At 47.8% G+C, this 14910-nt stretch carries 12 protein-coding genes; 7 read left to right on the plus strand and 5 right to left on the minus strand.

Going from position 1 to position 14910, the window contains the following annotated elements; genetic code table 11:
• Complete coding sequence (locus LSG37_RS08590; RefSeq protein ID WP_233079478.1) at positions 1-405, plus strand: hypothetical protein; 405 nt, start codon at positions 1-3, stop codon at positions 403-405.
• A 152-nt stretch (positions 406-557) separates the two neighbouring features.
• Positions 558-2648, plus strand: coding sequence for an amidohydrolase family protein (locus tag LSG37_RS08595; protein ID WP_233079479.1), 2091 nt, complete (start codon positions 558-560; stop codon positions 2646-2648).
• A gap of 87 nt (positions 2649-2735) precedes the next feature.
• Here the strand turns inward: LSG37_RS08595 and manD are convergent, their stop codons facing one another.
• Complete coding sequence (manD, locus tag LSG37_RS08600; protein WP_233079480.1) at positions 2736-3944, minus strand: D-mannonate dehydratase ManD; 1209 nt, start codon at positions 3942-3944, stop codon at positions 2736-2738.
• Positions 3945-4145: 201 nt separating this feature from the next.
• Here manD and LSG37_RS08605 point away from each other — a divergent pair, with 201 nt between their 5' ends.
• The gene (locus LSG37_RS08605) at positions 4146-4883 is read left to right on the plus strand and encodes a FadR/GntR family transcriptional regulator (RefSeq protein ID WP_233079481.1); all 738 of its coding nucleotides are present in this window, start codon (positions 4146-4148) and stop codon (positions 4881-4883) included.
• A 44-nt stretch (positions 4884-4927) separates the two neighbouring features.
• Here LSG37_RS08605 and LSG37_RS08610 read toward each other — a convergent pair whose 3' ends face one another.
• From LSG37_RS08610 to LSG37_RS08620, 3 genes are read right to left on the minus strand one after another with little or no spacing between them, the layout of a single operon-like run.
• Entirely contained in the window at positions 4928-6304 is a 1377-nt protein-coding gene (locus LSG37_RS08610) for a sensor histidine kinase (RefSeq protein ID WP_233079482.1), read from the minus strand.
• Positions 6285-6959: a response regulator transcription factor gene (locus LSG37_RS08615; RefSeq protein ID WP_233079483.1), complete on the minus strand. Its 675-nt coding sequence runs from the start codon at positions 6957-6959 to the stop codon at positions 6285-6287. Before LSG37_RS08615 ends, LSG37_RS08610 begins: the two co-directional genes overlap by 20 nt.
• On the minus strand, positions 6959-7801 hold the full coding sequence (locus tag LSG37_RS08620) for a MipA/OmpV family protein (RefSeq protein WP_233079484.1): 843 nt from the start codon (positions 7799-7801) through the stop codon (positions 6959-6961). Before LSG37_RS08620 ends, LSG37_RS08615 begins: the two co-directional genes overlap by 1 nt.
• A 249-nt stretch (positions 7802-8050) precedes the next feature.
• Here LSG37_RS08620 and LSG37_RS08625 point away from each other — a divergent pair, with 249 nt between their 5' ends.
• The 3 genes from LSG37_RS08625 to LSG37_RS08635 are packed head-to-tail and all read left to right on the plus strand — an operon-like array spanning position 8051 to position 13367.
• Positions 8051-9223, plus strand: coding sequence for an efflux RND transporter periplasmic adaptor subunit (locus LSG37_RS08625; RefSeq protein ID WP_233079485.1), 1173 nt, complete (start codon positions 8051-8053; stop codon positions 9221-9223).
• Between the two features lie 9 nt (positions 9224-9232).
• On the plus strand, positions 9233-12334 hold the full coding sequence (locus tag LSG37_RS08630) for an efflux RND transporter permease subunit (protein WP_233079486.1): 3102 nt from the start codon (positions 9233-9235) through the stop codon (positions 12332-12334).
• A gap of 43 nt (positions 12335-12377) precedes the next feature.
• Positions 12378-13367 (plus strand): aspartyl/asparaginyl beta-hydroxylase domain-containing protein, encoded by a 990-nt coding sequence (locus LSG37_RS08635; RefSeq protein WP_233079487.1) that lies wholly within the window; start codon positions 12378-12380, stop codon positions 13365-13367.
• Positions 13368-13576: 209 nt separating this feature from the next.
• Here the strand turns inward: LSG37_RS08635 and LSG37_RS08640 are convergent, their stop codons facing one another.
• A complete protein-coding gene (locus LSG37_RS08640; RefSeq protein WP_008899526.1) occupies positions 13577-13762 on the minus strand; it encodes a hypothetical protein in 186 nt (61 codons plus the stop codon).
• Between the two features lie 334 nt (positions 13763-14096).
• On the opposite strand from LSG37_RS08640, the gene LSG37_RS08645 reads away from it, so the two are divergent.
• Positions 14097-14675 (plus strand): helix-turn-helix transcriptional regulator, encoded by a 579-nt coding sequence (locus LSG37_RS08645; RefSeq protein WP_233079488.1) that lies wholly within the window; start codon positions 14097-14099, stop codon positions 14673-14675.
• Positions 14676-14910: the final 235 nt, after the last annotated feature.

Raw genomic sequence — 14910 nt, forward strand, 5'->3', positions numbered from 1 at the left:
ATGATGAACTTAAAGAAACATTTCACTTTATCTATTGCTGCAACAGCAGTGCTTTTATTAACAGCTGGCCAGGCTCATGCTCAGTCTGGCTCACGCCTGTGCGGTTTTATCGCTGTTGATACGCCAAACAAAGTAGGCTTGCTTTACGAAGCCAGAACCAAAGATGCGTCGTACAAAAAGCAATGTGATGAAGCCATCAGCAAAATGAAGCAAAAAATTGATACTACCCCACAGCTGAAAGCAATGAAGTGGCAGGAAGTAAAACGTTGGACATGCGAAGATGTAGGCAATAAAGGCTTTACTAACCAAGGTGAAAGCGCTGATATGTGTGAAAAAATGGAAGCCAAAGTAGGCTACAAAGTCACTAAAGCGGGCGCTGCTTCAGCAACGTACGCAAAGCAGTAAATATCTGAAAGCCACCGGATAGCCCGCAACAAAGAGTCTGGCTATCCGGTGGCTTATTACTCCTGCAATAAGCTCCCCTGCCCGTAATTTTTACACTCTGAGTTCAATTTGTTTTAAGCTGTGATTGTCAGAACAAAAACCATGGAACTCATATGAAAATCAAAGTATTAAGTCTGCTGACTTTGTTAGCTTGCTCCGGCTCGGCTTGGGCGGATGAACAGTATTCTTACACTATTCTGGTCGACAATGGCGTCAAAGCCGGCGAGCAGATTGTTAATGTGAATGACGACGGCGAAATCAGTGTCCGCTACATCTTTAAAGACAATGGCCGTGGCCCTGAACTGGATGAAAAAATCAGCTTAAACAAAGAGGGTTTTATCAAGGATTATCAGGCCAAAGGCAATACCACTTTTGGTTCTGTCATTAACGAAAGGTTTAAAGTGACAGGTAATAACGCCAGTTGGAGTACAGGCAAAGAACAAAGCAAAGCCAAGTATCAGCAAAACGCCTTGTATCTGCCGGTGGATGGCTCGCCTTATCTGTCGTCTATTGCGATAGCCGCCATAGCCAAAAGTGGCAAAAATTCCTTGCCTTTGCTACCAAGCGGTACTTTAACTCAGGAAGTTGTCAGCGAACTTATGGTAGATAACGGCGGTGAAAAGCAGCAGGTGCAGTTACTAGTGCAAACAGGCGTAGGTTTTGAGCCTAATTTTGTCTGGGCCACCCAAGGTGAAAACCCACGGTTGTTCGCTTATTTGATACCGGGTTATGTCACGCTGATTGAAGAAGGCTGGCAGCATAATGCCAAAGCTATGCTTGATATCCAACAAAAAGCTGAAACGCTTTTACTGGAAAAGCTGGCGCTGTTGCCGAAAAAACTCAGTGGTCTGACTGTCGTTCGTAATGCCAGAATTTTTGACAGCACAACACTGAAACTAAGTAGTCCAAGTGACATCTATCTGTTGCGCGGCAAAATCACCAGCATAGTGCCAACAGGTTCACTGCAAAGCCCAGTCGCTCATGAAATTGATGCAGCCAACCGTATTGTATTGCCTGGCCTGTTTGATATGCATGGTCACCTTTCGCGTTGGGAAGGTCCGCTGCATTTAGCGGCCGGTGTCACCACCTTGCGTGATATGGGCAATGACAATGCAACCTTGCAACAAATGATCGATGAAATTGACACGGATCAGCTGTTGGCGCCTACCATAGTGCCGACAGGTTTTCTGGAAGGCGAAAGCGCCTACTCTGCCCGCAACGGTTTTGTCATTAAAGATCTCGCTGAAGCAAAAAATGCCATCGACTGGTATGCAGCTCATGGTTATCCGCAGCTAAAAATTTATAACTCTTTCCCAAAAGAAATTCTCAAAGATACCGTGACTTACGCCCATAGCCGTGGCTTGCGGGTTAGCGGTCATGTACCGGCTTTTCTCAAAGCTGAAGATGCTATAGCGGCAGGTTTTGATGAAATTCAGCATATTAATCAACTGATGCTGAATTTCCTGGTCAAACCCGACACTGATACCCGCACCTTAGACCGTTTTTACCTGCCAGCCAAACAAGTAGCCGACTTAGATCTGCAGGGCAAAGCAGTACAGGACTTTATCCGGCTGCTGAAAAAGCACAATGTGACTGTCGACCCAACACTGGCGACTTTTGATTTCCTGAAAAAAACCGATGGCACAGTGGGTGAACCATGGCGCGCTATAGTCACACACTTACCACCTGACATTCAGCGTGCTTATGCCAGGGCAGAACTGGATATTCCGGATCAAGCCTCTGCCGAGCTGTATGCCAAATCCTACGCCAAAATGGTCGAATTTGTTGGCATGATGTACAAAGCTGGCATTCCGGTGGTCGCAGGTACAGACGAGCTGGCAGGCTTTACCTTGCAAGGTGAACTGGAGTTATTAGTCAAAGCTGGCCTGACAGCCGCTGAAGCTTTGCAGGTCGCCACCTTAAACGGTGCACGATACAGCAAAGTGGACCAACACAAAGGCCAGATTAAAGTGGGTTTTGACGCCGACTTATTGCTGGTCGATGGCGATCCAACTAAAAACATAGCCGATATCCGTAAACTGGCCTTGGTGATCACCCAAGGCAAAGCTATGGTTCCGGCTGACTTATACCGCAAACTGGGTGTCGAACCTTTTGTCAAAGATCAGGTGAAAATCCGCGACTTTGCGACAGAAGCAGGACAAGGGGGCGGCAAAACCCGAGCAGGACACCGACATTTGCATTAAGACCAACACTTAGTACCGTTCATACAAAAGCCTCTGAAATCTCAGAGGCTTTTAAATACGCCCCCCCCACTATTACCCGTTAAATAATCACCAGTTAAACATGGTGCCGTCTTCTAACCGATTCACCGGCAGATAAGCACGTTGATAGGGGTATTTAGCGGCCAGCTTTTCATCAATATCCACACCATGACCCGGTGTTTCACCAATTTTCAGGTAGCCATTGTCAAAGTGATAGTCGTGTGGGAATACCTCGTCGGTTTCCGGCGTATGGCGCATATATTCCTGAATACCAAAGTTGGGCACCCAGGTATCAAAGTGCAGCGCAGCACCCATAGTCACAGGGCTTAAATCTGTCGCGCCATGGAAACCTGTGCGGACATGATACAACTCAGCCAGATGAGCAATACGGCGTAAATGCGTGATACCGCCACCGTGGACAATGGTGGTGCGAATATAGTCAATCAGCTGTTCGCTGATCAATTGCTGACAATCATGGATAGAAGAAAACACTTCGCCCACAGCAATAGGCGTAGTCGTATGCTGACGGAATAAACGGAACCCCTCCTGTAACTCAGCAGGCACAGCATCTTCCAGCCAAAATAGTTTATAGGGTTCTAACGACTTACCTAATTGCGCAGCTTCAATAGGAGTTAAGCGATGGTGGGTGTCGTGTAATAAGTGGTGATCAAAACCATAGGTATCACGCAGAGTTTCAAACAGTTTAGGCACAGAGTTTAAATACTTGCTGGTCGACCAAAGGTTTTCAGTCGGCAGATTACCATCTGCTGGTTCGTAATACATTCTATCGCCGGACACACCATAAGTGCTTGCAAGGCCAGGCACACCGCTCTGAGCCCGGATCGCTTTGTAACCCATATCGATATAACGGCCTACTTCAGCTACTGTTTCTGCTATATCACGGCCATTAGCATGACCATAGACCATCACGCCGTCACGGCTACGGCCACCCAATAGCTGATACAACGGCATATTGGCGGCTTTGGCTTTAATATCCCACAGCGCCACGTCTATGGCGGCAATAGCTGTCATACCGACAGGGCCACGACGCCAGTATGCGCCACGATAAAAAAACTGCCAGATATCTTCTATACGACTGGCATCACGGCCAATCAGGCAAGGGATCAGGTGATCCTGCAAATAACTGGCAACTGCCAGTTCACGGCCATTGAGGGTTGCATCCCCTATGCCATACAGGCCCTGATCTGTGGTGATTTTTATAGTGACAAAGTTCCTGCCCGGGCAGGTCACAATAACTTTTGCATCAATAATTTTCATAATATTCCTCAAAATAGCTTAGTGAGACTGCCTTAGAGCAAGCTTCAATTCATCAAACTCAAATGCCAGATCAGCCGTTGCTCTTGAATTGTGCTGGTCGACAGATTAAATTGGTCAGGCCTATTGATTAACACTAACATTTGGCCTGTCCAATTTGCAATATTAAATATTTGGCCAGACCAAAATAAATTTGAAGCCAAGATGACACAAATAACAGACTCTCCACTGAAGCTCAGTACAGAACGCAGCCAGGCCAATAGCCCACGCTTGTATTTATTGATCGCCGACAAGTTGGCGCAAAACATTGCCAAAGGTGAATTAAATCCGGGCGATCGGCTACCAGCAGAACGCGATTTGGCGCAGCAATACGACGTTAGCCGCCAGACGGTGCGTGAAGCATTAATAGCGCTGGAAGTGTCGGGACTGGTGGAAATTAAACCGGGATCAGGCGTCTATGTACTGAAATCTGCCGCATTAAAAAGCTCCATTTTGGCCGATGACGCTCCAGGCCCTCTGGAAATTATGGAAGCCCGATTGTTGGTGGAAGGTGATGCAGCGGCATTGGCGGCAGAGCGTATCAGTAATGAGGAACTGTTAAAACTCAAAGCTTATTTAAGCCAGATGACGGCTTTAGTTGCAGCACAAAAAACCTCTGAAGCCGAAGCTTTTGATGGTAAGTTTCATCAGCTGATTGCCAGCGCAACCCGCAATAGCGCTTTGCAATCTATGGTGGAGTGGTTATGGACCTTGCGTGAGTCGTCGGAAATCAGCCGGCTATTTGCCGAAAAAATCCGTCGGCAGGTGGCTGGCCCAAATATTCAGGCGCATGAAAAAATTTATCAATGCCTGAGCCGCCGTGACGCGGCTGGTGCCAGAGCAGCGATGCAGGAGCATATAGCCCAAGTGACTGACGCTTATATTTTGTTGGTATCAGACTGATACAGGCAAAGTTGTCGAACAAAGCGCAGAATTGGCCTGTCCAATTAAGTCTGTGCTGTTTTAAAAGAACGTGATAACACAAATAAAAGACCTGGTTCTGCGCGGTGTGCAGACAAAGTCCACAGATGTGTCACTGCAATTTCCTGACAGATAGCTAAACCCAAACCTGCACCACTATCCAGCCGATGTGCTCCGCGCCAGAAACGATTAAAAAGCTGCGGTAATTCATCCTCTGTCACGCCCGGCCCAAAATCTCTGAGCGTGAAGCTGTCAGGGGATAAAGTAAGCAGCACTTCTGTGCCTGCTGGCGCATGCTGAATCGCATTTTCGATTAAGTTTTTCAATAAGGTAAACAAGGCGCCTTTATCCGCTTGCCACTCTGCCCCGTCGCTTTGATCATTTAAGCTTAGCCTTACAGACGCTGCGTCGGCCATTCGCTGCAGGTAAGACAAGGCCTCGCCTGCAATCTGAGATAGCTGCACAGTAGAGAATTTATAGTTTTGCTCTTCGCTGACTTCGGTTAACAACAACAACTGTTGTACCTGACGTGACATGTACTTTACATCACTTAATAACCAGTCACGTTCTTCATTTTCCGGCATTAATTCAAGCTGGGCACGGATCAACGCCAGTGGTGTCTTGAGTTCATGTGCTGCTGTGGCCAAAAACTCCTGCTGCAAACGGTACCCCCGCTCCAGTCTGTCTAAAGCTACATTAAAACTCCGGACCAAAGGTGCTATTTCCGTCGGCACATGGTCTTCCTGCAAACGTTCCTGTAGAGAGCGTGGCGATATTAAAGCGGCTGCTTGCGATACTTTATGCAAAGGCCGCAGAGTATAACCCAGGGCAAAATGCACACAGGCACCAAAGATAACAAACAGCACGATAGACAATAAAATCAGTCCATTCTCAATAAAACGTAAGGCAAAAGTATCATGAGCGAAAAACATAAATCGTCTGCTGACAGCAACCTGAAAAAACCAGGTTTTGCCATTGTGCACCCTGACTCCGTTGGCGGCATCCATCATGATGCCATTTTGTTGGAACTCAAAAGGCCCTGCTTTTAATGGCAGCAGCTCAGCGCCAGCCCAAAACTGGGGTGCTGCTTGAGAGGCCAATACAACCCGCCCGTTCTGGTCCAGAACTCTGAAAGCTATTTCGTTATACAAGCTCTCAAACAACCATAGGTACTCTTCGTCTGCCACCCGAACTGGTATACCTTCTGCGTTAAAGTGCAGATTTTCCGCCAGTTCGGCGGAAAAATCGTTGATATCGTTTTCGGACAAAATATTGCTCTGAAATCCAAGAGCTGCCAACACCACTAAAGCAATCAGACTGACGCTAAGGATCATGCCAGCCACATAAGCGAGTTGCATTTTGACACTGATGCTATTGCGATGTTTACGACTTAACAAGCGCATAGCCTACTCCTCTGACATTGACGATCTGCTGGCGCGAGCCTACGGCAAGTAACTTCTTACGAATACGGTGTAAAACCACATCCAGGGCATTAGGAGTTACTGCGTCAGTTAAGCCCCAGGCCGCGGCTTCGAGTAAATTATGCCGGACTGTTTCCCCCTGCTTTCGCATTAAAACCACTAACACCTGCATCTCTGCCTGAGCCAACAACTGGCTTTTGTCTGCACAACAAATCAGGTTAGAAGCAGTTTGTAGCAGTAAGTCACCGCAAACAGGATCCAGCGACTGAAATTCGACAGGCCGTCGCAACAAAGCTTTGACCCGCGCCACCATCTCTTCCATAGCAAAAGGTTTGGCCAGGTAATCATCAGCACCAGCTTCTAAACCATTGACCCTGTCGTGCAGCGCATTGCGGGCTGTCAGCACCAGACAGGGTATGTTATTACCCGCTGCTCTGAGCCGTTGCAGCAAAGTTAAACCATCACCATCAGGCACGCCCCTGTCCAGCACCATGGCCTGATAAGGCACTTGTTGCAAAGCATGCCAGGCATGATCAATACGCTCGAAGGTATCAACCACTATGCCAGCGGGCGCTAAGCCCTTGCTGATCAGCAGGGCTAAGCGTTTATGATCTTCAAGCAGAAGAATGCGATTCATCAGAAGCGGTAGATATAAGCCAAAGACACCTGGCTTTCTGTTGAGCTATCGACCAGCGGGCTGTCTTTGATTTCATCCGCCAGACTGGTGACGGCAAAATCCAAAAATATCATGTGTTTTTGATTAAACATATAACCACCACGTAATCCTATTTCGGTATTTAAACCTGCTTCGCCCTGATAAAAAGTCCGGCCGCTTGTGACTTCATCGGTACGAACGCCGTAGTAATAGTCCACATAACTTTCATCCACCCAGCTAAACACAGCACGGGGCGTTAGCATATAGTTGTCACCAAAGTGCCAGGTTCTTTCGAAACCAAGATTAACCATGCTGCCTTCACTGTCTCCGGCGACTTCGGTCAGAAACTCAAGACTGACGGTAGCGATATTATTTTGCCATTCGGCCACAGCACCAGCCCAGAAACCGCCATCGCGATCTTCCATACCATTGAGAATAGGGGCATCGTCAGCTTCGTAGTTGGTAAAATCATATTTACCAATGATACCGAAGTTAAATGCATTGGAATCGTTCAGCGTAATGCCAGGCAGTTTGTACTTCAGATTTGGTCCAAGGATCTCAATATACTCATTCTCGTAGGAAAGAAAAGGAATGACCTTGGTATCCCGATCACTGTCTGTATAAGCCTTTTGGTTGGACATGACACCCAAACCAAGTCCCCATGACGATCTCTGCTCATCTTGTGACTCTGCGGCAACAAGAGGGAAAGCGAGTAAAGCAATGGCAGCAGTAACGCCGCGCGCAGAAGGTTTTACATCAACATTAAACAACTGTGGGCGCATAAAGGTTTCCTTATGGATGATTAAGAACAGCGCCATTTTCATCTTTGTGACTTACACGATACTTACGACAGCTGTTTAATTTTATTTTTTTGCTTTTCTCCCGTCGTAAGTTTCCTGAAAGCTATTCCATCCGATAGTACAACCCTTGCTACTCTACGGATGAGACCTACAAGTGTTTTATTATCAATTAGTTACTCCTACAAACTCCGCTCCAGTCAGCTATGGCTATTGTCCATGCAATCCGGGAGAGCGCTTATTTTCCCCAAGCAGCTCGGTAAAAGGAGCAAAAAAATGACAAGGAAAAAACCAAAGCTGCTGCTTATTTCAAGCCTTGTTGTACTTGGTACTGCCTTTGCTTTGATCCTGGCTATGCCAGACTCACAGCATAGCCAGCAGCAAGCCAAGGTTGCAGCAAAACCAGTGTTGACGGTCACAGCTACCAGAGCCCGTATTGAAATGCTGCCTGTCAGGATATCGGCGCACGGCAATATTGTGGCCTGGCAGGAAGCCAGTATTGGTGCTGAAGCTGATGGTCTTCGGCTGACTGAAGTGCGGGCCAATGTAGGGGATAACGTTGAAAAAGGTCAGCTGCTGGCTAGTTTTGCTTCGGCCACAGTGCAAGCTGAACTGGATTTAAGCCGGGCTGAGCGCTCTGAAGCTGAAGCTTTGTATGCAGAAGCCAAAGCCGACCTGAAACGCACAACAGAACTACAAAACAGCGGCGCTTTATCCAGCCAGCAAATTCAGCGCTACGTCACGGCAGCTCAGTCGGCTTTGGCTCGTTTAGAAGCAGCCAAAGCCAGAGTGACAACCCAGGAATTACGTTTGGCTCAAACCCAAGTGCTGGCACCGGATCATGGCATTATTTCAGCCCGCACAGCCACTGTCGGCGCTGTCTTGCCCGCAGGGCAGGAATTATTCCGCCTGATCAGAGGGGGGCGTCTTGAATGGCGGGCCGAAGTGTCATCAGAGGATCTGGCAAAACTTCAACCCGGTCAAACCGCCCACCTGACGTTAGCGGATGGCAGCAGTATTGAAGGTAAGTTGCGCATGCTGTCGCCTCTGGTCGATACCCAAAGCCGCAATGCCTTGGTCTATGTCGACCTTGCTGCAAACGCTGCTAACAGCAGCGCCCGCTCAGGCATGTTTGCCCGAGGTCAATTTGAATTGGCAGCCACTGAAGTCATCACTTTGCCTCAAAGTGCTGTGCAACTGCGTGATGGTTTTAGCTACGTGCTGCGTATAGGTGCAGATTCAAAAGTCATTCAAACCAAAGTTAAAACAGGCCGCCGCAACGCAGATCGGATAGAAATTGCCCAGGGGCTGGAGCTATCAGACCAGGTCGTTGTAACAGGCGGTGCCTTCCTGGGCGATGGTGATCTGATCAAAGTTGTTGCTCCTCAGCCCTCCTTGGCACATTCGCTTACTGGTGATGCCGGTGGCGAGCCTGGCCCAATGATGTAGGAGCTCAACATGAACTTTAATCTATCAAGCTGGGCCATACGCAATCCCACTCCAGCCATACTGCTGTTTATTTTATTAACCTTTGCGGGGATTTTAGGCTTTCAGTCGATGAAAGTTCAGGACTTACCTGATCTTGAAATGCCGACCGTCACAGTCACAGCCTCTTTACCAGGCGCATCACCTTCACAGCTTGAAACTGATGTATCGCGAAAAATTGAAAATGCTCTGGCCACAGTGCAAGGGGTCCGCCATATCTACAGTCACCTGATTGAAGGTGAAGTGACTATTACTATTGAATTCAGGTTAGAGCGCGCCATTCAGGAAGCGCTGGATGATGTGCGTGATGCCGTCTCCAGAGTTAGAGCCGACTTGCCCTCTGATTTACGCGACCCGGTGATTAAAAAAGTGGAACTCTCCGGCTCCCCTATTCTGACCTATAGCATTGCGTCAGCGCAGATGGATGACGAAGCTTTGTCCTGGTTTGTCGACAATGACATCAGTAAAACCTTGCTGGCCGTGCGGGGAGTAGGCTCAGTCAGCAGAGTGGGCGGAGTAAGTCGTGAAGTACGGGTGGATTTAGACCCAACCCGACTGCTGGCTTTTAATACCACAGCAGCCGATATTTCCCTCCAGTTACGCCAAACCCAACAAGAAGCATCAGGTGGTCGCACCGACTTTGGTGGTATGGAGCAGTCGGTACGAACTATTGCTACTGTGGGTTCAGCGCAAGAAATCGCCTCTTTAGATATCAGCTTAAGCGATGGCCGCCGCATTCGGCTTGATCAGATAGCGGATATTTCTGACACCGTATCAGAGCAACGTTCTGCCGCTTTTTTAAATGGCGAACCCGTGCTGGGCTTTGAAATTGTAAGAGCTTTGGGTTTTGGCGAACTTGAAGTGGCTGCTGGTGTTCGTGCCGCCTTACTGCAGCTAAAACAGCAAAAACCAGACCTTCAGGTGACGGAGGTGTTTAATCTGACCGACCCTGTGGCAGAAAACTACGACGGCTCGATGCAACTGCTGTACGAAGGTGCCTTGTTAGCTGTGATTGTGGTCTTTCTGTTTCTGCGCGACTGGCGGGCTACTTTTATTTCCGCTACAGCCCTGCCCTTATCTGTGATCCCAACCTTTGCCGTGATGCACTTAATGGGCTTTAGCCTGAACATGGTGACCTTGCTGTCGTTGTCTTTGGTCATTGGTGTACTGGTTGATGACGTCATAGTTGAAATTGAGAATATAGAACGGCATTTGTTAATGGGGAAACGACCTTTTCAGGCGGCTATGGAAGCCGCTGATGAAATAGGTTTAGCAGTGGTTGCCACTACTTTTACGCTGATTGCAGTATTTCTGCCCACCGCTTTTATGAGTGGCGTTATAGGTAAGTTTTTTGTGCAATTTGGCTGGACAGCCGCAGTGGCAGTGCTGTTTTCTTTGCTGGTTGCCCGCCTGCTGACGCCTATGATGGCCGCCTACCTGTTAAAAGCGCCTACACATCAGATAAAACCGGAACCGGCCTGGATCAGCTACTACCTGAAGTTAATGCACTGGTGCTTAGCCCACAGACGTATAACAGCGACAGCTGCTCTTGGTTTTTTTATCGGTGGATTGTATCTGGCAACTTTGCTGCCCGGTGATTTTATGCCAGCAGAAGATAATCAGCAGACCCAAATTACTCTGACTTTACAACCCGGAACCAAACTGCAGCAAACCATAGCCCTGGCTGAACAAGCCCGTGCCCTAGTCGCAAAAAACAAAGAGGTAAAACAGGTCTATACAGCTATAGGCGCTGGCAGCTCTGGTTCAGATGATGAAGGCGGCAGTTCAGCCACCGGTGTTGCTACTGCTGTACTGACTTTAACTCTGACACACCGCAGCGAACGTTCAGGCCTGCATAAACAACAGATTGAGCAGCAGCTTCGTGACATGCTTGCTGTACTGCCTGGTGCCCGCATTAAAGTAGGTATGGGTGCAGGCGAAACCTATTCACTGCTGCTTGCCAGTGAAGACAGCCGGGTGTTGGAGCAGCATGCGCTGCTGGTTGAACGTGACCTTCGCTCTATTGCCGGCATAGGTGCAGTGATTTCCAGCGCAAGCTTAGTAAGGCCAGAGCTGATTGTCAGACCTGACTTCGCCAAAGCCGCTGATTTAGGAGTCACCTCTGCTGCTATCGCCGACACATTACGCATTGCGACAGCGGGTGATTTTGATCAGGATTTAGCCAAGCTGAATCTGAGCAAACGCCAAATTCCTATTGTCGTACGGCTGAATGATGAAGCACGTGCAGATTTTGATAAACTCAAACGTTTACCTGTGCCTGGCGCACGTGGCCCTGTAGCCCTTGAAAATGTGGCGACTTTGGAGATAAGCAGTGGTCCTTCGCAAATATCCCGTTTCAACCGTATGCGTAATATCAGTTTTGAAGTTGAGCTGAATAACCTGCCTTTGGGTGATGTAGAACAAGCCATACTGGCCCTTCCCAGCCTGCAGAATATGCCGGATGGCGTATCACAGAACGTGTTAGGCGATGCCGAAATGATGGGCGAATTAGCTACAGGTTTTGCCATTGCCATGCTGACTGGTGTGCTTTGCATTTATATGGTGCTGGTGCTGCTATTAAAAGATGTGTTTCAGCCCATGACCATTTTGAGTGCTTTGGTATTGTCTGTGCCTGGTGCCTTTCTGGCGCTTTTTATCACAGGCTCCACTTTGTCTTTGCCCGCCATGATTGGTCTTATCATGCTGATGGGTATAGCCACTAAAAATTCTATTCTGCTGATTGACTACATCATTATCGCCCGCAGCGAATACCAGCTCAGCCAAAGAGCAGCCATAGTGGATGCCTGCCGCAAAAGGGTTCGCCCTATAGTGATGACCACAGTCGCCATGGGGGCCGGCATGATGCCGATAGCCCTGGGTATGGGCGGCGACCCGAGCTTTCGCTCCCCTATGGCCATAGTGGTGATAGGTGGTCTTATTACTTCAACTTTTTTAAGTGTACTGGTGATCCCTGTGCTGTACAGCTATGTGGATGACGGCGTGGCATGGCTAAAATCCATGGTATCGCGTAACCAAATCAAGCAGTCTGCAGTCCCGCGTGACCTGACGTTATGAAGACGGCAACCCTGATATTTATCTTACTTATTCGGATCTTATAATGAATCTTAGCCTTTTTATTATCGCCGCCTTAGTGCTGTATTCCATCTTGTCTGTTGTTTATGTGTATCGCTGGCGCGGACAAGCCCGCTATCTATCTTTTTCGCAATATCTGCGAAAAAGCTGGCCTGTATTTGCCCCGCTGAATTGTCTGCTGTATATGACAACAAAAGCAGAAGCCCGTAAACCGGTATTGGATGCGACTTATCTGCAGAATATCTCTGTGCTGAGAGACAACTGGCACATCATCAGGGATGAGGCCTTAGCACTGCAGGCCAGTGGTATTTTTGAGCAGATAAAAACACCAGGTTCAGCGGGTTATTACGATGTGGGTTTCCGTACTTTTTATAAAAGAGGCTGGAGCAAATTTTATCTGATGTGGTACGGCACCACTCACAATTCGGCGCAGCGCTTGTGCCCCAAAACTTTGGCTTTGCTAAAACAAGTGCCCGGAGTGCAAGGCGCTATGTTTTCTATTCTTCCGCCAGGCTCAGAGCTAAGCTTGCATTCAGATCCTATGGCCAGTTCATTGCGCTACCATTTAGGTTTGGACACGCCAAACTCTGAACACTGCTACATCAGTGTGGATGGCGAATGTTGTAGCTGGCAAAACGGTCAGGATTTTGTCTTTGATGAAACCTACCCGCACCATGCCAAAAACAACACTCAGGCCTCAAGATTAATATTGATGTGTGATGTAGAAAGACCGATGAACCTTTTAGGCCGGTTCTTTAACTTGTTATACCGTTTTATTATCAAAGGCACTGTAGTGCCCAATACAACCGAAGATAAAACAGGGATGTTCAGTGCACTATTTGCATCCATGGCACCTTTGTGTCAGAGCACACTCAAACTACGCACTGAACGTCGCCGCTTGTACAAGGCTTTGAAAATTACCCTCAATACCAGTTTGCTGGCGATGTTGTTTGCCATTTTATTTGCATTTTTTAGTTTGTTTGAGTCGTTTTTGTCTGCACGTTTGTGGTTGTAGAACGAAGGGTGCAGAAAAAATAGAGGCTGTTTTTGTTGCGTTCATACTGTTGAGGGGCGACAAATACAGGTTAAATTTTTGCTGCCTATGTAGCAACAGCGGTTCACCTTGTATCAAAGCGTCTTATTGAATGACGACAGTCTATGGAGTTTGGCGCACCGCTGTTTTGCAGCGAGTGCAGCCCTACAGATCAGGATAACTGAATAAAGCTAGATCAACGCGACCTCGATGTCGTCCTGGTCAAAACCAAAGACGCTACCATCAAAGTCTACCGACAAACGGCAGCTGTTTCCCGGTGAAGATATCCGGACTATATGCCCAACCTGACCATAACATTCGCTGGTTGAGTCAATAACTATTACATCAAGACCCACAGTCCACAGTGGTTTTGTCATCAGTTTCTCCCGAATTGATGCCTGATTAATACAACAGGTATTAATCATCAGCCGGGCAGTGTACGCGAATTGGCCTTTTAAAGCGAGATAAGCTTGCAACTGCTTTAACGGCATGCTAAAGAACCAAGCTGCTGGCAGGCTGAGTAATTAAGTCGGTCCACCCAGGCAACAAGATTTAGATGCCTTGTTCAGTAAACTATGATTTGGTATCCATTCTGATCCAGGATCAGTTTTTTACTCTAAAAAAATCCAGCAAAACCTCTCATAGGCCATTGTTTTTTAGCGATTACATAATCAGATAATGGTGTAAGTTAAACCCTCATACGGATGCTCTATGTCAGCCATCAAAGCCAGAAACACCCTGAGCAGACACTGGGAAATGCTAAAGCTGTTGCCTACCCGCGATCCTGGTTGCTCAGCCTTGCAGCTGTGTCACTTACTTAAAGATGCAGGATTTGAGGTGTCCAAAAGAACAGTAGAGCGAGATCTGCAAGAGCTGTCCTGTATTTTTCCTTTGATCAGTGATGAATCCGCCAACACCTATCTATGGCGCTGGATGGATAATGCTGCTGTTGATATTCCGGGTGTAAGCATTGCTGAGGCCATTAGTCTGCAAATGGTTGAAGGCACCATGAAAACCGTATTACCCAAGCAGCTGCTTCGCAGCATTGAGCCGAAATTTCAGCAAGCGAGATCTAAAATTGCGGCTTTGTCGGCATCCAACCCAAGCGCCAGCCTGATAGACAAAATTGCAGTAGTTTCCCCTACTTTGCCTATGCTGCAACCACAATCAATACCTGCGGTGGTAGACAGTGTTCAACAGGCATTGATTAACGATAAGCAGCTACAGGCCTGCTATTTTGCCCTGCATGACCATACAGAAAAAAACTATAGGTTAAACCTGACCTATTGACCTATCCCCCAAATTTAAGACCATGACATTGATGAGATTTCCAATGGTTACCTGCTGATCATCTCACGCAAAACAGAAAGCTTCGGCAACAGGTCATTTCTTAAAATTAAAGTTGATGGTGGCCTGGCTGATGTAGTTCGTGCCGCCAGAACATCCGGCATAGCAAGCCCATTTATCGTCCACCGTCGGCCAGAGAGGGAGGTTGTGGCAAGCAAAGACAAAACACATTGGACTA

Source organism: Rheinheimera soli (genome assembly GCF_021290985.1).
In the GTDB taxonomy this organism is placed as follows: domain Bacteria; phylum Pseudomonadota; class Gammaproteobacteria; order Enterobacterales; family Alteromonadaceae; genus Pararheinheimera; species Pararheinheimera soli.